Genomic DNA, 17,481 nt, shown 5'->3' on the forward strand with positions numbered 1-17,481 from the left:
CATCATCATTTTCTAACCCCGTATAACGATCATAATATTGATATAAAAAATAGCCCAGCGGGATGGCGTAAGTTGGGTTAGAAATTTGTGCAATAACGCGAGCTTTTGTTTTTGCATCTAAAGGCAACATAAGGATATAGCTATCGAGTGTTACCCCGGCGATGGTAAATAAGGTCGAATCACGGGCAAAGCGCGTTGAATAGCTTAAAGACGACGCCATTTGATTTTTCAATATTTGCGCCGAATTGAACAGCCCGCCAACCACAGGCGCATCACTGATAGCAGCGAAAGAAGTTGATGAAAGTAAAGAAGTTAAGAGTAACGCGATGGGTTTTAGCCGCCCAAAAGAATAAAATATCATACTGTTTTCCCTACAGTTATTGCATGCGCACATTGTGGCAAGCTTACTCGTAAGGTCAAGCCGTAAGTTATATTTACGTTATAAATCGGCCATATATCCATATCAAAAGTAATGATACCAATTAGGTATTCTATATTGGTTAATTCTATTGCGTTCTTAGCGATTCGAATCTATAACAGTGGAAACAAAAATAATAAATAACACCCTCATCTAACGCTAGAGAAGCTTGGCTTAATTTGTTTTTAACTTATTTAATTCGAGGTAATCATGCGTACCAACCAACCTGTCACACAAAAAGAAGTCAAGTTTCCACCTAGCTATAACTTATTATCGGTCACTAAACCAAGCAGCCATATCACTTATGCCAGTAAAGAGTTTTGTGAAGTGGCGGGCTACTCATTAGAAGAGCTTATCAACCAGCCTCACAACCTAGTTCGTCACCCAGACATGCCAGCAGAAGCGTTTAAAGATATGTGGGAGCATTTAAAACGCGGCCAATCTTGGATGGGTATCGTCAAAAATAGATGTAAAAATGGCGATCATTATTGGGTTGATGCGTTTGCTTCTCCGATTGTCGAAAATGGCAAAACGGTTGAGTTTCAGTCGGTACGTTTGTGTCCAAGTCGAGAACACATCACCAACGCAGAAAAAATCTACGCGCAGCTTAAAGCAGGCAAAATACCCAGGCAGTTAAAGCTGCCTCGGACTCGCCTGTGGCAACGTTTGGCCATCGCCTTAGTCCCGATTGCAGGCATCAGTTTTGTGGCTGACACTCTTCTTCCGGGAATAGGCTTAGTATTGATGTTATTACTGTCCATGGTTGCAGGTTATTATTTAACTCGCAGTTTAGAATCGCTCAGTGCCGAAGCACGCAAGATATTTGATAACCCACTAATGGAATTGGTGTATAACGGCCATATTGATGACATTTCTGAAATCAAACTTGCGTTAAAAATGCGCCAATCCGAACTCAATGCTGTGGTGGGACGCATTCAAGATTCAAACCAACAAATTGGTGAAGCGGCCAATTCATCTTCAAAAAACTGCAAAACAACTGCGACCAATTTAGAAGGTCAAACACGAGAAACAGAACAAGTTGCCGCCGCGATCAATGAAATGCACTCTACCGCGAATGAAATTGCACAAAATGCGCAAAGTGCATCAGACGCAACCGAGAAAGCAAAATTGGCCGCCGAAGAAGGTATGGATTCGGTAAAAGATACATTGAATGCAATGCAACAGCTCGCAACCCAACTAGACAGCGCTTCATCGGTTGTCACACAATTGGCAGACCACGGAAAAACCATTGGCCAAGTGTTAATTGTGATCCAATCTGTCGCTGAGCAAACCAACCTGCTGGCACTTAACGCCGCTATTGAAGCTGCTCGGGCTGGCGAGCAAGGCCGTGGATTTGCGGTCGTCGCCGACGAGGTTCGCACCTTGGCACAACGCAGCCATGAGTCCACTAAAGAGATCCAAAATGTCATTGCGCTGATTCAAACCAGCACCCACCAAGCTGTCGATGCGATGCATGAAGGCGCACAGTTATCTAAATTATGTGTTAATAGTGCTAATGTCTCTGGCGATAAACTCAATATGCTACTTACACAAGTGATTGATATTACGGATAGAAATGAACAAATTGCCACCGCCGTAGAAGAGATGGCACGCGTGACTGAAGATATGAATTCAAGCGTTCAATCGATCAGTGATGTCTGTGTTGCGACCAATATTTTGGCCAGTGATACACGAGATGAATGTGAGGATTTAGTGGTAAACCTTAGCTCTCAAGGCACATTAGTTCGCCAATTCCGACGGTTATAATTTCATGTCCGACTAGCCCTCTAACGAGGGCTTTTTATTAACGGTAGATAGACTTTGTGGACTCTCGCACAATTAAATCGATAGGGGGTAACCTAGCATCGTGCCTCTCACCACTGAGCAAGTTGAGAATGGAATGCGCACACACCGCACCGATCTCTTCAATTGGTTGGCGCAATGTCGTTAGGGCCGGAGTGAAATACTGAGAGACAGGTAAGTCATCAAAACCAATCACTGAAACATCATCTGGCACTCGCACACCGTGGTCAGTTAACGCCTTAATGGCACCATAAGCCGTTTGATCATTAGCAGCAAAAATAGCCGAGAAATGGACTTTCGACTGCAACAGTTCAACCGTCTTTTCATACCCACATTCAGAGCTAAAGTCACCTTGTTTAATGAGTTTAGGCATAGGCTTAATTCCCGCTTCACGAAGCGCTTTTTGGTAGCCAGTGAAACGGGCGGTTGAATCAGGCTGATTAGCGAGCCCTTTTATATGAGCAATGTTCACGTGCCCTAATTGCAATAGGTGCAAGGTGGCAATATAACCGCCGAGTACATTGTCCACATTAATGCAACGTACATTATTACTAACAATTTGGTGGCCGACAGCAATGATGGGAATCGATTGAGCATATTTGAGGATTTGATCGCTTTTTAAACTGCCTGTCACTATGATCATTCCATCGACATTGCTTCTGGCAAGATACTCCAGTGCATGTGCTTCCAAGTTTTTCTGCCACTGACCTGTGGCAATCACCAGTGAATACCCTTGGGTCATTAATACCTTCTCCATGTCATTCAGAATTCGACTGGTGTGAGGGCTCTCTGCGTGCTGCACTAATACACCAATAGTCATCGAACGCTTATTGCCTAGATGACTGGTTGAGTAACTAGGTTTGTAGCCAAGGGTTTTAATTGCACGTTCAATATTTTGGCTTTTTTCATCCGATACGTAAGTTGTGCGATTCAAAAAACGAGAGACAGTGCTTGCCGAAACTTCGGCAAGCTTAGCGACATCATAAACAGTGGGTGCTTTCTTTGATTTTCTCATGGCGATGTTTGGCCCTTTAGAAGCACTCCTTCTCCACACGGAGAAGGAGTCTATCGTTTCTTTTTACTGTGTATCCCAACATATATTGGCGATCACAAATTGACACTCACCATTAGTAAATAATGAGAAGGGCGTGTCGAGATGAGTAAAACTTAATCCCTGCTCAGAGAAATGTGAACAAGCAATGTTCACGCGCGTAAAGCTATCATTGACGGTGGAAAAGTAGTGGCTGACGTCCACTTTAACCACGTTATCAATATCCCCCAAACATCCAGGAACAACGGCGCGTTGCAGTGACAAATAAACAGGTTCTGTTGCCGCTCTGAGCACTTTAATCTCAAAACTGACCACGCCATGCGCATTATCGTAATGGCTGAAATCTTCCGCTTGCCCTAGCCCCGTTTGCGCATAAACCATTGCTCCACCCCCCAGAATTTCTACCTCAACGGCGTCTTGCTGCTGCTGGTAGTTATACGGCTTAGTTCGGACAGCACCGAGTTTCATCACGTTGTTGCGTGAGACATCCACGCCCATCCAATGTTCAGCATCCGACACTTTAAGTTGATAATCGCCTATCGTCGCCATAATGCCATACAGATGCTCTGCACGTGTTGCTTGCCATTTTGCTTCTTCTGAGTCGATATCTAAATCAAGGTTATCCAAATCTCGAGTTTGTTTTTTTTCAGCGTAATTAAGCCCATAACCGTATTCAAATAAAGGAGCATGTTCCCCAACAGGAGACTGCTCACATTCAGGCACGACATAGTTGGGAATATGAGGAGGAATACGGTTCACACAGGTGCTGCGCTTTTTATTGGGCCAACTGAATGACAAGGTACCAGAGAAGTCGATATTAACTTCACCATTCTCTTTAGCCACTAAAACATCAGTAATGCCACGTCCTTCGCTGCCGGGTAAAAATGCCGCAACAAAAGCATCAGACAAGGATATTTCTTCATTGACAAACAGTGGACGACCGCTAAAGAAAATCGATACCACTTTTACGCCGCGCTTATGAAATGCTTTGATTTTTTCGCTATCTGCTCGGTAGCGACGTTTCAAGGTTGAAAACTCCAAAGATTGCCACGCTTTGATATCACCCATCATTTCAGAATAAGGATCTTCACCAAACACCACAACCGCAATATCACCCGCTTGCCAATCACCCGTTAATTCTGGATCGTAGCAAACATTATCTATGCCCAATTCGGCTTCTAACGCCATTTTCACTGTGGTGGCTCCGGGGAAATCGGCTAAGTTATTTTCATCCCCTTGCCAAGTGAGGTTCCACCCGCCCGCTTGCTTTTGCAAATCATTGGCGCCGCTGCCCGTTAACACAACCTTGCACCCACGTTTGAGTGGTAAAATACCCTTGTTATTTTTCAACAGTACCATCGATTGCTGAACAGCTTGGCGAGCGATAGCACGATGTTCAGAGCAACCAATCAGAGATTGCTGACCAGCCAAAGCTCGCGCTGAAGGATGCGGTTTTTTCCATAAACCCGCGCGCATTTTCACCCGTAAAATACGCGTCACAGCATCATCAATTCGGCTCTGGCTCAGTACTCCACTTTTGGCATCGCTCACCGCTTGACGATAGGCTGATTGCCAATGCTCACGGATAGGGATCATTAAAATATCGTTACCCGCATTGATAGCGTAAGTCGCATTACCATCGGTACATTTACTGACTTCAGAATGACCATGCCAATCGGTTACAACTAATCCATCAAAGCCCATTTGATCTTTCAAAACATCAGTGAGTAGGTACTTACTGCCATGAATTTTGAGGTTGTAATCACCTGAAATGTGCGGTGCGTGATCGTAGTTCGCTTGGTTATCCCACGAATTAAATGAAGACATCACCACTTGCGCACCGGCATTAAGGCCACTGAAATAGCCCATGGCATGCACGTTACGCAGCAGATCTTCACTGTAAGTATTGCTGCCGCGATCAACACCATTCACTGTGCCGCCATCGCCCACCCAATGTTTGACGTTTGAGATCACATGATGCTCACCTTGTAAGTCAATGGCGTCACCTTGCAAACCTGCGACCATTTCACTGGCATAAACATAAGTCACTTCGGGGTCTTCAGAGTAACCTTCATAACAGCGCCCCCAACGCAAATCACGAGGGGTGGCTACGGTTGGTGCAAAGGTCCAATCAATACCCGTCGCGGCGATTTCCAGTGCCGTGATACGGCCAATTTTGCGAATTAACGCGGGATTGCGCGCGCACCCCAACCCAATATTGTGCGGAAATACGGTTGCGCCAAAGACGTTATTGTGGCCGTGTACTGCGTCAGTCCCCCACATAAACGGAATATGAAATGGGCGACCTTGATAAGCTTTTTCTGCGGCAAACCAGTATTCATCGGCTTTCGCTACCCATTCACTGGCTGGTGCATGTTTATTGCTGTTTGGCCAAGAGCCACCACCATTGAGTACCGTACCAATCTTATAATCGATGATTTCTTGCGGCGTAATATCGCGGATTTCTGGTTGGATAATCTGGCCAATTTTTTCTTCTAAGGTCATCAACCCTACGATTCTTGCTACTTGCTGTTCAATTTCAGGGTCAGCTTTGATTGCTGATTCTATTTTGGGCCAAACGTCGAAATAAGGGGCTTGCTTTATTATTGTCATCGTCTTGTTCACCATTAAAAACTGGCCAATGAGTTTTCACTCAGCGCATCAAAAATATGAATCGCATCTAGGTCGAGATAGAGTGTAACCTTCGTCACCTCTACCTCTGCCGCTTGGGTTTCCACCATCAAAGGCTGGCCTGCAACATGGGTTTTCAACAAAATACTCGCACCGAGCAACTCTTTATCTTTGAGCGTAACGGCGATTGGCAAGACGCGTTCATGGTTAACTTGTTCTGCACGTAAGTGAATATCGGTGGGACGAATACCGACATGCAATGCGAGGTTTTTAGACGCATGCGCTTTAAATCGCTCGGGAAGCGGGATAAAGATGTCACCCAGTTGGATAAGCCATTCGCCATCTTGCTGGATAAGTTGTGCATCAAGCATGTTCATCGAAGGGTTACCAATAAACTGCGCCACAAATTTGTTCGCCGGGCGTTGAAACACCTCTGTTGGTGTACCGACTTGCGCAACATAGCCATCTTTGAGGATCACAATGCGATCAGCGAGCGTCATCGCCTCAATTTGATCATGCGTAACATAAATAGTGGTGGTTTTAAGCTGACGATGTAACTGCTTGATCTCTTCGCGCATCACACCACGAAGTTTGGCATCTAAGTTAGAAAGTGGCTCATCAAACAAGAACACTTTTGGCGTACGCACCATGGCACGCCCCATCGCCACGCGTTGGCGTTGACCGCCAGATAACTCTTTAGGCTTACGATCAAGGAGCGGGTCAAGCTCTAACATTTTTGCCGCTTTACGCACTTCCTTATCGATTTCAGTTTTTGGCATGCCTTTTAACTTCAATGCAAACGCGATGTTTTCATACACGCTCATATGTGGGTAAAGCGCATAACTTTGGAACACCATCGCTAAGTCTCTATCTTTGGCATCTACGTTATTCATCCACTTGTCACCAACGTAAATATCACCGGCCGTAATCGACTCCAGCCCCGCCAACATGCGTAATGTGGTTGATTTTCCGCAACCCGATGGGCCAAGAAATACCACAAACTCACCATCATTCACCGTGAAATTAAAATGCCTAACAACATCCACATGACCAAACGACTTCTTAATGTTCTTAAATTCAACTTTTGCCATAATTTTTCTCCTTCACACTGCGCCTTCTTTCAACAAAACCACGCCAGCATGAGTAACTAAAATGAGGGATTAAAGGCCAATTAGCCTTTTACTGCACCGGATGTTAAGCCGCTTATCATCTGTTTGGACGCAAAGAGATAGATAGTCACCAACGGCAATATAGAAATGGTGGTGCCAAGCATCACCGCACCCCAAGGCGTATTTGGAATGCCTTGCACGCTACGTAACGCCTGAGTAATGACGTAGTTTTCTGGCGATGTGAGCACCACTAACGGATTCATAAAGCTGTTCCAGAAAAAAACAAACTGTACAATCGCCAGTGTTGCCAACGCTGGTTTCATCAACGGCAAAACAACGCTCCAGTAAGTACGAAACTCTCCCGCGCCATCGAGTTTGGCCGCTTCTAATAACTCTTTAGGAATAGAGGCCATCACGTGTTGGCGCATTAGAAAAATCCCAAATGGAGTGGTGGTAAACGGCAGCCAAACCGCCATGTGGTTATCCATCAAACCCAGAAATTTCACGATCATAAAATAGGGGATCAAGCTCAAGACGGGTGGGATCATCATGGAAGCCACCAACATGCCAAATAGCGCGTTCTTACCTTTGAACTGAAACACAGCAAACGCGTAACCGCCCATACTGCAAAACAACAGTGAGATAGTGGTGCCTAAAAAGGCAATGTAGATAGAGTTAAACATCGCCTGCCAAAACGGCATAATCTGCAACAGCTTTGCATAGTTAATGGCTAAGCTATCCCCAATGGCAAAGCTGATGCCTGAACCGAAGATTTCCGTACGATCGCGCGTTGACAGCAGCGCCGACCACAAAAATGGGAAAACAGTGATCAACGCCGAGACAATCAATACAACCGCCAGTAGCGCCATCATTACTTTAGTGATGAGTTCAATGCTGCGATCACTGAGTTTTAAAGCGTGGATTGACATGCTATTACTCCCCCAACCCTTTTTTACCAAAGAAGAAAAACTGAATCGCAGTACAAGTTGCAATCAGCGCAAACAGCAGCCAAGAAATAGCGGATGCCGTGCCCATCTCTAGCCACTCCCAGCCCACTTTGTAGAGATACATTGAGATGGTTAAGCCTGCTTGGCCTACGCCTCCGGTGCCACGCGTTAATACAAACGGTTCTTCAAACAGTTGTAAGTTGCCAATGATGGTCATGGTGACGGCAAAGAAAACGAAAGGGCGAATCATCGGCAGTGAGATATTCCAAAAACGGCGAAAGGCGTTAGCGCCATCCATCCGCGCGGCCTCTAAAATTTCTTTGGGAATGGTCATTAAACCTGTGGTGTACAACACGATGTTAAAACCGGTGTATTTCCAAAAAACCATGATGGCAATCGAGGGTTTGATCATGTTGGCATCATCTAACCAACGGATAGGTTGATACTCATTAAGCCAAGAAAATGCCCAGCCAAAGACACTGCTATCAGCTAAAGCCATTAAGCTTTGGTTGATGATGCCCGAATTGGGTGAATACATATTGAAGAAGATGAGCGACGCCGCCACCGTTGAGGTAATGAATGGCAAAAAATAAGCGGATGTCAGCCAATGACGCAGCCGATCGCCCAATGAAACCAAAATATAGGCCACTGGAATAGCCACTAAATGTTGAGCAACGCCCGAGGTTATCGCCAACCACAATGTATTGCTTAATGAACGCCACAACCAAGGGTCGGTCAGTGCAACTTGGTAGTTATCAAATCCCACATAATTCATGGCGGCAACCCCTTCGACGGGGTTCCACGCATGGAAAGAGAGATAGACAGAAAACAGGAGAGGAAAAACTCCAAAAACAGAAAAAATAATCAAAAACGGCAATAGAAACCCGTACGGTGTAAGCGCTTTCAAACTCAGGTGAGAAAAAAAACGTCGACCCGATGGCGCTTGCACAGCGTTGCTCGTAACGTGATTCATAATAACGACCTCTTAGGCATAACATCATGCCTTCTATAACTTACGCTTAGTGAACCACCAGCACCGCTGGCGGTTCTTTTTTAATGATGACCGTGCTATTGCATATTACGGGTACGACGCTGAATTAAACGTTCTGCATCTTTCAGTGCGGCTTTGATGTCTTTGCCTTCATCCAACACTTCCATCAGTGCATTTTCTAAGATGATAGAACGAGCCACATGGTCACCTTTCGCAGGCGCGACTGGTTTGATGTTTTTTGCCACATTCGCAAACAACAAACGCGCTTTTTGACCACCTAGAAATTCAATTTCTTCATTGAACATTGGGTCATCGTAAGTCGTGACATTAGAGGGGAACGCGGCAATCGTTTCGAACGCTTTAAGCTGCACATCACGGTTGGTTGTCATGTACTCAATCAGCTTCCACGCGTCATCTTGATGTTTTGACTGAGTAGGGATTGAGAGAAATGAACCGCCCCAACTGCCGTAAATACCATCAGGAAGGTTTGATACGGCCCATTTGCCTGCTGTATCTGGCGCAATCCAGTTTTTTAGATGTCCGAGCAACCACGCACCAGAAAGCTGAGTAGCAAAAGTACCGTTACGGAAACCTTCATACCATTCGTTAGACCATGCCAAAATTCGGCCATCTAGCCCTTTTTCACGAATCGTTTTTGCCACTTCAAATGCATGTACAAAACGTTCGGAAGTGACGACTGAATTTCCCTTACTATCAAAATACAATCCTTCGCCGTCAGGAACCGTGGTAAAAATGATCGCTTGTGCTACATCAGCGGCGGATGCAATCAGCTGTACGTTTTGTTTCTTCAATATTTCACCGGCTTTGATGTAGGAGTCCCAATCTTTTATCGCTTGATTGATGTCAATCCCCGCCTTTTCAAACACATCGGTTCGGTAGTACATCACGCCTGGGCCAAGGTCGACAGGAATGCCATACATATGGCCATCGCCACCCTTGCCTTGTGCCCAAGCATAAGGTGCAAAATGGTCTTGGAATTTGTCCGCGCCATATTTTTCCGACAAATTGACTAAGCCACCGGAGGCAACAAAGGGACCAATTTTCTCTACATCAACCACAATCACATCCCCCGCTCCGGAGCCTGTGGCAAGGTTCGTCGTCAGCTTGGTGTGGTGGTCGCCGTGGTTATTCATTAAATAGTCAACCTTGATACCACTCTTTTGTTCAAAGTCCGGCAATAAGACTTTCAAACTGCTATCAAAGTCGGGGAAACCGTCTAAACGGATGGTGTGGTCGGCAGCATATGTAAGCGAAGAAAATCCTAAAGCCACGGCGCTTGATAGCACTAAGGTCTTAAATTTCATGATTCATCCTTAATATCTTTATTGTTAGGTTTATAGGGTGTTGAGTAAATTTTTGACGGAGTCTCGTATCACCAACGAAGGGGATAATTTGAAGTTCACGTCGCGTTTGTTTTTGTGCAGCTTTTGAATAACGAGCTGAACCGCTTCTAAGCTCATCTGTTCAAGAGGGAAATTCACGGTCGTTAACGCTGGGGTGAGGTAACGCGCGAATAAAATATCGTCAAATCCAACCAAGGATATGTGTTGTGGTATTTGCAACCCGACACGGCGCAACTCTTCAAATGCACCAAATGCCATATGATCGTTTGAAGCAAATACGGCGCTAAATTCACAGTGACGCATCAGTAATTTGCGCATCGCTTTGACGCCGGATTCTTCGGTAAAACCAGCTTCAGACACGAGCGCTTCTTCATAGTCAAGCCCAGCCTCTTCCAACGCTTTTCGGTAGCCTTGCAAACGGCCTCGCGCATCAGATTTATCCAATGGCCCAGTAATACAAGCAATTCGTTGATGACCCTGACTGAGTAAATACTGTGTTGCCAAAAAGCCACCTATCTCGTTATCAATGTCAATACAGCTGCTGGCCATTTCAGGAATAAAACGGTTCACTAGCACCAAATGAACCCCTTGTTGATCCAACTCAATCAAGTAGTCATCGGTTAGATGTTGGGTATGAAGAATTAATGCATCGACTCGGCGACCTAGCAGAAATTGCACCGACTCTTTTTGCCCTTGCTCTGTGTTCGAGCCTGCTGTCACGACGACGTGGTAGCCAAACTTACGCAGTTGCTCTTCAATGTTGTGCAAAATGCTTGAATAAAAAGGGCCCCCTAATTCCGGTACTATGATGCCGATGCTCCCCGTACGGCTTGAGGCCAGTGCTTGAGCAATAGAATTGGGGCGGTAACCAAGATCTTTAATCGCCTTTTCGACTCTGAGTTTTTTATCGTGGCTAACACGGCTAGTTCCATTAATCACCCGCGACACCGTCGCTTGCGATACACCTGCATGATCAGATACATCTTTAATTGTCGCCACTCTCGCCTCACAACATTACTGACAAAACCAACAAGAAACCGCTTTCATGAGCTAGTATTCAAGATATCCCCTCGCTTTAGCGTGAGAGAAATCACATCGAACTAGGCACACAAATGACAATTATCTAAACATTGAAAGCCACAGCAGTTTCCCAGGCAGCCATGAAACTGTTTCATGGCAATCGGAAGAGAGAAAAAGATGGTGGCCGATTACCGTAAATAAAAAAGGGCCACTAATGTGGCCCGAAAGCGTAAGTGTATCGCTGGAGGTTAAAAACCACGGCAGGCATCGAGCGAGCCGTGAAAAAAGAATGGACAGTTAATGATCAAATATGGGGTTACCACCACGCTTCCCACATCGCGCCAATCGTTACCGTATCTGGGTTACTTGCGGCTTTAAATAGGCCGTCTTTGTCGATCACAGTTTCGTTATCGGCATCACCCAAAGTGGCATAGAAACGGAGCATTGGTCGAGCGCCTGCACCTTTACCAAACGAAATGTTCTGCGATAGTGTCACTTTCCAAGAAGAGTTGGTGGCGTCGATGTTGTCAAAATCCACAACATCATAGCCAGCTTCTAACCACGTTGAGTTGGTCTCATCCCAAAAATACATCGGACGAACCAACACGTTGTAGTTAGTACGGTCATACTGTTTGTATGCACCATCTTCGTAGGCTTGATAAGCCGCTAAGTATTCGATCGCCGCATTGTCTCCCAGCGCCTTACTCCCATCAAAGCTCACCAACAACGCTGATTGATTCTCCGTTTTCCAAAAAACACTGTCTTTGGCGTTATCAGCATAACGCACCACCAAACGGTCATCCCCAAACTTCAATTCACCCGCCACTTGAAACGCGTTGAGTTTTTTGGCCGTTGGATCCGAATTGTCATCAAAGCCGTAGTTAGCATAAATGCTGAGATTGGTTGTATCAGAAAATTGAATGCCGTGGATTTTGGTGGTCAATGCGTAATTACCATCTGGATGATCGCTAGGAGAAGCCCCCGTTGCACTGACGACACTGGCGTCGAATTTAATGCCTCCTAGATTAAGGTTGTAGAAACCACCACCTTGCCCATCATGCGTCATCCAAAAATAGTCGTTCAAATTCGTTGAAATACGTTGGTGAAAGTCTCGACCAGCCCATACATAAAGTTCAGGTTGGCTTTCAAAAATGTTGGTTCCGCCAGCGTAAGCTTTAGGCACACCCACCTCATCACCCCAATGGTTGAACATCACCACCACATCCCAAATAGCACCGCTGTCACTGACGAATCCTTTACCAAATTGGAACTCACCACCGTTACCTTCGTTTCCTAAACGGCCTGTTGAGTTACCGTTTAAACGGCCATTGGTTTCAACCAGTTTGACATCGCCATTTTGGTAGGCTGCACCATAGCGAGCATAACCAGAAAATACGATACCCGCGGGAACGTTTATATCTGGTGTCAGCACCAGTGGTTGTTGATCTTGATCCAACACCTCAGGATTTGGCATTGGATCATTGGCAAAAGAAGGAGCAGAAGAGAGTACGGCAGCCACAGCTAGGGATAGAGGTAGAAGCTTATAATTTTTCATGTTAAGTCCTATTAATCACTTGGTTTGTTTTTGTTCTGTGGTCAGTTTAAAAAATGAAACAAGTGAAAATTAGGTGTCGCTTCACAGCGCGCTCGACTGCTTTTGGCGATGAAACTGAGGAAGAGCGTTATTGTTATTTTTTATTAACACCATCAATACATTAAACGCAAATTGATTCACAAAGCAGAAATGAAATCGGTTTCATTTCATAGAAATAGGACGAGTTCATCACGAGATTAACGCTCAAGTATTCACCAAATGGTTAGGTTTTTATGAAATATTTCATCAATATGATGATTTTCATGTCATTGCACGGAACAACTCGATGGGGATGAACGTCGCTCTCTTCACGTATAGCTGTTAACATACTCAACGCACATAACGTACAAACCATTCTGAGCTTGTTTTTCACCGCACAGGCCACATATTAAAACCTCTACCCATATAGTTGAGCCGAGCAATGTCAAACACCACTCCGTTATCTCCACCTTCACTCACGCGCCAACTCTTGCAAATGACTTGGCCGATGATGTTTGGTGTGCTGTCCCTCATGAGCTTCCAACTGGTCGATAGTGCGTTTATCGGCCAACTTGGCGTGTTACCCCTTGCCGCGCAAGGGTTTACATTACCCATTCAGATGATCATTATTGGCCTTCAGGTTGGGCTTGGCATTGCGACCACAGCGGTGATTGCTCGCGCATTGGGTGCGAACCAAATTCGCTACGCGAAGCAGCTTGGTGGGTTAGTCGTCGCTATCGGCAGCATTGGGGTTGCTCTGTTTTCAGTGATTATCTATTTACTGCGTCATCCCATCTTAGCGCTACTCAGCGCTCCTGAATCTGTGTATCAGATCGTCGACAGCTACTGGATTTATTGGTTAATCAGTGCTTGGGTGGGCGCGGTGCTGTACTTTTTATACAGCCTGTGTCGAGCCAATGGTAATACTATGTTGCCGGGTACTATGATGATGGTCACCAGCATTTTAAACCTGATTTTAGACCCTATTTTTATCTTCACTTTTGATTTGGGTATTGAAGGCGCAGCGCTGGCGACCATTTTAGCCTTTGGGATTGGCGTGTTCGTGGTTGCGCCCAAGGTGTCGAAAAGGCACTGGATGCTGTTTGATTGGTCAGATTTGGATGTAGGGAAAAGTATTCGCTCTATCAGCCATATCATGGGGCCAGCCATGATAAGCCAGCTTCTTCCACCGCTTTCTTCGATGCTGGCAACCAAACTATTGGCCAGTTTCGGCACCGCAGCTGTCGCGGCATGGGCGTTAGGATCTCGTTTTGAGTTTTTTGCGATGGTCGCGATATTGGCATTAACTATGTCGATGCCACCGATGGTGGGTCGTTTGCTTGGCGCAGGCCAATTGCAAGACATTCGAAAATTGGTTCGTGTTGCGTGCCAATTTATTCTTGGGTTTCAGCTCATCATCGCCGTAGTGACCTATCTATTATCCGGCCACCTTGCCGCGCTGATGACCAGCGAACAAAGTGTCGAATCCATTTTGCACTGGCACTTAATGATCGTGCCAATCAGTTTAGGGCCGCTTGGTATCTGCATGTTAATGGTCTCGGTTTCTAATGCGTTGGCAAAATCATACACCGCCTTAACCATTTCCGCGCTGCGCCTGTTTGTGTTCTTCTTACCCTGTTTATGGGTTGGCGCTCAAATAGCGGCGCTGCATGGCCTGTTTATCGGGGCGTTGGTCGGTAATATCCTCGCAGGCCTTGCCGCGTGGGCGATGTACCAACGTGCACTTCGGCAAGTTGAGCAGCAGAAAAACCATTGAGTTTAGGTAACACAGAACCCAAGCGAGCAATCTAGTCTCAAAAATATGAATTTGGTCTATAGTTAACACACGTTAAGTTGATGAATATTTTCGATAACTATGGACAACAAACCGGTTTTCGTAATTGCGGCGGAAGTGGCAGCAGAGCTAAACCAAAGCGTACTCATTGCAAAAAAATTACTGCTTGTCGCCAGCAATGCCAGAGCTCTGGCTCTGCGTGCGGGCGAAAGTGCCGCAGGTTTTCGGCCAATTACTGATTCGATTGATGATTTAGTCCGCGTCACGCTAGAGGCGTCGCACACCATCAACTTGAAGGCGCAGCGTATCAGCCAACTCGCAACCGCAAGGACTCGTGCACGCGCTGCGCTTGAACGTTTTGAAAATGTGTATATACAAGCGCATAACGCTCGGCATTTACACAGTTTGGATGTCGTACATCATCAAAACCAAGAGGAATATAGCAAACTCAGTCACAGTTTCTACTCTGAAGCTCAAAACCTGCACGAGTTATTGCAAACCTTGTACGACAACCTGCGCATTGCACAAATCATCTCGATCATGCTGAGCGTGGAAGCCTCTCAAGCAGATGAGCGATATCAAGCCCAACTGCAAAGCATTGCGAATAACGTCGCTGAACTGGCAAAAGAAATTCAAGCTCACGTCATGCTATCGCTCAAAACATTCTCTCTCTTTTCTCAGGTGAACTATGCAATCAAAAATACTATTTGAACGCGGCCATCATCGCTGGGTGATGTTTGCTCGCGATCCAAACAAACCAGAAAAAATCATTGATACCAACCAATATATGATAGTCAATCGTGATCAAGCGATATTGCTAGACCCCGGTGGCATTGAACTGTTTTCGGCGATGCTCGGTTGCGTCGTGAAAGAAGTGCCGATTGAACATATCAAGCATCTTTTTGCCTCTCACCAAGATCCAGACATCATCTCTTCCCTCGGTTTATGGGATAAAGCACTGCCCAGTGCAACATTACATTCACCTTGGTTGTGGGAAGGGTTTATCCGCCATTTTGGTATGGAGTCAATTCAATTCTCCCCCATCAAAGATGAAGGTGGAAAAGTGTCCTTATCAGGCCATGACCTGCACTTTATCCCAGCACATTACATGCACTCTTCTGGTAACTTTTCGGTTTACGACCCTGATGCAAAAATATTGATGTCTGGCGATATTGGTGCCGCGCTCGACAGCCCTAACGCCTCTTTTTTTGTAGAAGATTTTCAAAGCCATATTCCAAAAATGACTTATTTTCATCAACGTTGGATGCCATCTAACCGCGCCAAAAGTGATTGGATTGAGCGAGTCAGCCAGCTGGATATTGAGATGATGTGTCCGCAACATGGCGCTATTTTTCGGGGCGATGATGTTCAACGATTTTTGGAATGGCTAGATAAGCTGGAAGTTGGCGTAGCGATAAAAAAATAGCGATGTTAAGGCTCTCGATGAGAGCCTTACAAAAAGAACAAATTAAGCTTGAGTAATGGGTTCACGCTCGACCGTATCGGGCTGATGCTCTGCGACCCAGTAAAGCCAAATCATCACTAAGCACAGCACAAAGCAAAGGCCAAACAGCCAGTTTGAATTGAGGTATCCAATCACCGCCCCCCCAACCAGTGGCGCAATCGCAAAACCTAACGAATAAAGCGCGGCGGCACCAAAGTAAGAACCACGCAAATGGGCGGGAGCCATGCGGTCTATTTGTACGTTTAAGGTTGGAAAAGCAATGACTTCGCCCATACTCAAAACAAAGCAAGCGAGCGCCCAACCAATCGGTAAATCTGCAGGGGTAAACAGAAAGCCGAGTTGCGCAAGCCCCATCAATAACATGCCGATCCGAGTTCGTACAAACAGCGGGACGTTTTCCAACCACTTCAACATTGGGAACTGGAAGATGATAATGGTCATGGTATTTACCAGCACTAACCCTGCGACAATTTGCGCTGCATCGGCGGCACTGGTGCGTACAATCACTTGTGGAATAGACGATTCTACCTGCCCATAGATGAACATCATGATGAAGTTCGCCACCATCAACTTCACAAAAATATTATCTTTACTGATCACTCTTAGCGTCGAAGAAAAATTAGGCAAACCAGAGCGATCGGGCTTGGTGTAGCGCCCTTTACGTTCAATACCGAGCAGCAGCCAAAAGCCAAACAATAAATACGTGCCGCCGGTAAAGAAAAAGAGAGTTTGTGGGTGAGAAAGCCCAAACGTAATCCCAAGCAGTGGCCCAATGGCACCACCTAGATTGAGTAGGAAATAGCGGATGTTGAGTGCCAGCTCGCGATCTTTCAAATTCGGCAAGTTATCACCAATCACTGCTTTGCCCGGCGCTTCAATCATTGGTCGCATTAAACCGGTAAGGACGATAAGCACGTAAAACTGCCAGATTTGATCAGCCACACCAATGCCACTGTAGGCAAATGCAGCCATCACACTGCCAAGAACCATCACCCACTTGCGACCAAATTTGTCGGAAAGATACCCTGAATACAGCCCAGTAATTGCTCCTACAACAGCAGAGGTCGCCAGCATTCCACCCACTTCAATCGGCGATGCGCCATAATCTTGGTAAAGAAACACGATCAAAAATGGCCATGCCATGAAAAAACTGGTACGAGCAATCAATGTTCCGGTTAATACCGTCCACACTGAAAAATTAAACCTTTTTACCCTTTCTAAACGAAATAAGCTTTCCTCTTTCGCCATAAAAACACTCCTTACTTTCAGCCACTTGACTATGCGTTCACACGATGAACATCACATTTCTAGTTC

13 protein-coding genes and 1 pseudogene are annotated in these 17,481 nt (G+C 45.7%); 4 read left to right on the forward strand and 10 right to left on the reverse strand.

What is annotated here, in order from left to right; translation table 11 throughout:
• Positions 1-394: pseudogene (locus AACT21_RS13370) on the reverse strand (alkaline phosphatase family protein); the annotation flags it as partial.
• Positions 395-628: 234 nt separating this feature from the next.
• Between AACT21_RS13370 and AACT21_RS13375 the strand changes: the two are divergent.
• Positions 629-2,185: a methyl-accepting chemotaxis protein gene (locus tag AACT21_RS13375; RefSeq protein WP_094164164.1), complete on the forward strand. Its 1,557-nt coding sequence runs from the start codon at positions 629-631 to the stop codon at positions 2,183-2,185.
• A 37-nt stretch (positions 2,186-2,222) separates the two neighbouring features.
• Here the strand turns inward: AACT21_RS13375 and AACT21_RS13380 are convergent, their stop codons facing one another.
• The 8 genes from AACT21_RS13380 to AACT21_RS13415 all read right to left on the reverse strand — a co-directional run bounded on the left by AACT21_RS13380 (position 2,223) and on the right by AACT21_RS13415 (position 12,889).
• On the reverse strand, positions 2,223-3,236 hold the full coding sequence (locus AACT21_RS13380; protein WP_094164165.1) for a LacI family DNA-binding transcriptional regulator: 1,014 nt from the start codon (positions 3,234-3,236) through the stop codon (positions 2,223-2,225).
• A gap of 63 nt (positions 3,237-3,299) precedes the next feature.
• Positions 3,300-5,900, reverse strand: a complete 2,601-nt coding sequence (locus AACT21_RS13385) for a glycoside hydrolase family 3 protein (RefSeq protein ID WP_094164166.1) — start codon at positions 5,898-5,900, stop codon at positions 3,300-3,302.
• Positions 5,900-6,994, reverse strand: coding sequence for an ABC transporter ATP-binding protein (locus tag AACT21_RS13390; RefSeq protein ID WP_094164167.1), 1,095 nt, complete (start codon positions 6,992-6,994; stop codon positions 5,900-5,902). Before AACT21_RS13390 ends, AACT21_RS13385 begins: the two co-directional genes overlap by 1 nt.
• Positions 6,995-7,074: 80 nt before the next feature.
• Positions 7,075-7,941, reverse strand: a complete 867-nt coding sequence (locus AACT21_RS13395; RefSeq protein WP_017044900.1) for a carbohydrate ABC transporter permease — start codon at positions 7,939-7,941, stop codon at positions 7,075-7,077.
• Positions 7,942-7,945: 4 nt separating this feature from the next.
• Positions 7,946-8,932, reverse strand: coding sequence for a carbohydrate ABC transporter permease (locus tag AACT21_RS13400; protein ID WP_013868154.1), 987 nt, complete (start codon positions 8,930-8,932; stop codon positions 7,946-7,948).
• 95 nt (positions 8,933-9,027) lie between these two features.
• The gene (locus AACT21_RS13405) at positions 9,028-10,275 is read right to left on the reverse strand and encodes an extracellular solute-binding protein (RefSeq protein WP_094124999.1); all 1,248 of its coding nucleotides are present in this window, start codon (positions 10,273-10,275) and stop codon (positions 9,028-9,030) included.
• A 30-nt stretch (positions 10,276-10,305) separates the two neighbouring features.
• The gene (locus AACT21_RS13410) at positions 10,306-11,313 is read right to left on the reverse strand and encodes a LacI family DNA-binding transcriptional regulator (RefSeq protein ID WP_017050242.1); all 1,008 of its coding nucleotides are present in this window, start codon (positions 11,311-11,313) and stop codon (positions 10,306-10,308) included.
• Positions 11,314-11,650: 337 nt separating this feature from the next.
• Positions 11,651-12,889 (reverse strand): carbohydrate porin, encoded by a 1,239-nt coding sequence (locus AACT21_RS13415; protein ID WP_017044902.1) that lies wholly within the window; start codon positions 12,887-12,889, stop codon positions 11,651-11,653.
• Positions 12,890-13,349: 460 nt separating this feature from the next.
• On the opposite strand from AACT21_RS13415, the gene AACT21_RS13420 reads away from it, so the two are divergent.
• The 3 genes from AACT21_RS13420 (at position 13,350) to AACT21_RS13430 (ending at position 16,128) form a co-directional block, all read left to right on the forward strand.
• On the forward strand, positions 13,350-14,684 hold the full coding sequence (locus AACT21_RS13420; RefSeq protein WP_069212035.1) for an MATE family efflux transporter: 1,335 nt from the start codon (positions 13,350-13,352) through the stop codon (positions 14,682-14,684).
• A 99-nt stretch (positions 14,685-14,783) separates the two neighbouring features.
• Positions 14,784-15,413, forward strand: a complete 630-nt coding sequence (locus tag AACT21_RS13425; RefSeq protein WP_017043842.1) for a hypothetical protein — start codon at positions 14,784-14,786, stop codon at positions 15,411-15,413.
• Positions 15,391-16,128: an MBL fold metallo-hydrolase gene (locus AACT21_RS13430; protein WP_013868161.1), complete on the forward strand. Its 738-nt coding sequence runs from the start codon at positions 15,391-15,393 to the stop codon at positions 16,126-16,128. Before AACT21_RS13425 ends, AACT21_RS13430 begins: the two co-directional genes overlap by 23 nt.
• A 42-nt stretch (positions 16,129-16,170) precedes the next feature.
• Here the strand turns inward: AACT21_RS13430 and AACT21_RS13435 are convergent, their stop codons facing one another.
• Positions 16,171-17,415: an MDR family MFS transporter gene (locus AACT21_RS13435; RefSeq protein ID WP_026027773.1), complete on the reverse strand. Its 1,245-nt coding sequence runs from the start codon at positions 17,413-17,415 to the stop codon at positions 16,171-16,173.
• Positions 17,416-17,481: the final 66 nt, after the last annotated feature.

This window comes from Vibrio sp. V08_P9A1T1 (assembly GCF_963874405.1).
GTDB lineage: Bacteria > Pseudomonadota > Gammaproteobacteria > Enterobacterales > Vibrionaceae > Vibrio > Vibrio anguillarum.

What these genes read in the sequence shown, in the direction of transcription:
- AACT21_RS13425 (WP_017043842.1), top strand. Translation starts at nt 14,784, where the DNA reads ATGGACAACAAACCGGTTTTCGTAATTGCGGCGGAAGTGGCAGCAGAG.
- AACT21_RS13435 (WP_026027773.1), bottom strand. Translation starts at nt 17,415, where the DNA reads ATGGCGAAAGAGGAAAGCTTATTTCGTTTAGAAAGGGTAAAAAGGTTT.
- AACT21_RS13400 (WP_013868154.1), bottom strand. Translation starts at nt 8,932, where the DNA reads ATGAATCACGTTACGAGCAACGCTGTGCAAGCGCCATCGGGTCGACGT.
- AACT21_RS13395 (WP_017044900.1), bottom strand. Translation starts at nt 7,941, where the DNA reads ATGTCAATCCACGCTTTAAAACTCAGTGATCGCAGCATTGAACTCATC.
- AACT21_RS13415 (WP_017044902.1), bottom strand. Translation starts at nt 12,889, where the DNA reads ATGAAAAATTATAAGCTTCTACCTCTATCCCTAGCTGTGGCTGCCGTA.
- AACT21_RS13380 (WP_094164165.1), bottom strand. Translation starts at nt 3,236, where the DNA reads ATGAGAAAATCAAAGAAAGCACCCACTGTTTATGATGTCGCTAAGCTT.
- AACT21_RS13385 (WP_094164166.1), bottom strand. Translation starts at nt 5,900, where the DNA reads ATGGTGAACAAGACGATGACAATAATAAAGCAAGCCCCTTATTTCGAC.
- AACT21_RS13405 (WP_094124999.1), bottom strand. Translation starts at nt 10,275, where the DNA reads ATGAAATTTAAGACCTTAGTGCTATCAAGCGCCGTGGCTTTAGGATTT.
- AACT21_RS13375 (WP_094164164.1), top strand. Translation starts at nt 629, where the DNA reads ATGCGTACCAACCAACCTGTCACACAAAAAGAAGTCAAGTTTCCACCT.
- AACT21_RS13390 (WP_094164167.1), bottom strand. Translation starts at nt 6,994, where the DNA reads ATGGCAAAAGTTGAATTTAAGAACATTAAGAAGTCGTTTGGTCATGTG.
- AACT21_RS13420 (WP_069212035.1), top strand. Translation starts at nt 13,350, where the DNA reads ATGTCAAACACCACTCCGTTATCTCCACCTTCACTCACGCGCCAACTC.
- AACT21_RS13430 (WP_013868161.1), top strand. Translation starts at nt 15,391, where the DNA reads ATGCAATCAAAAATACTATTTGAACGCGGCCATCATCGCTGGGTGATG.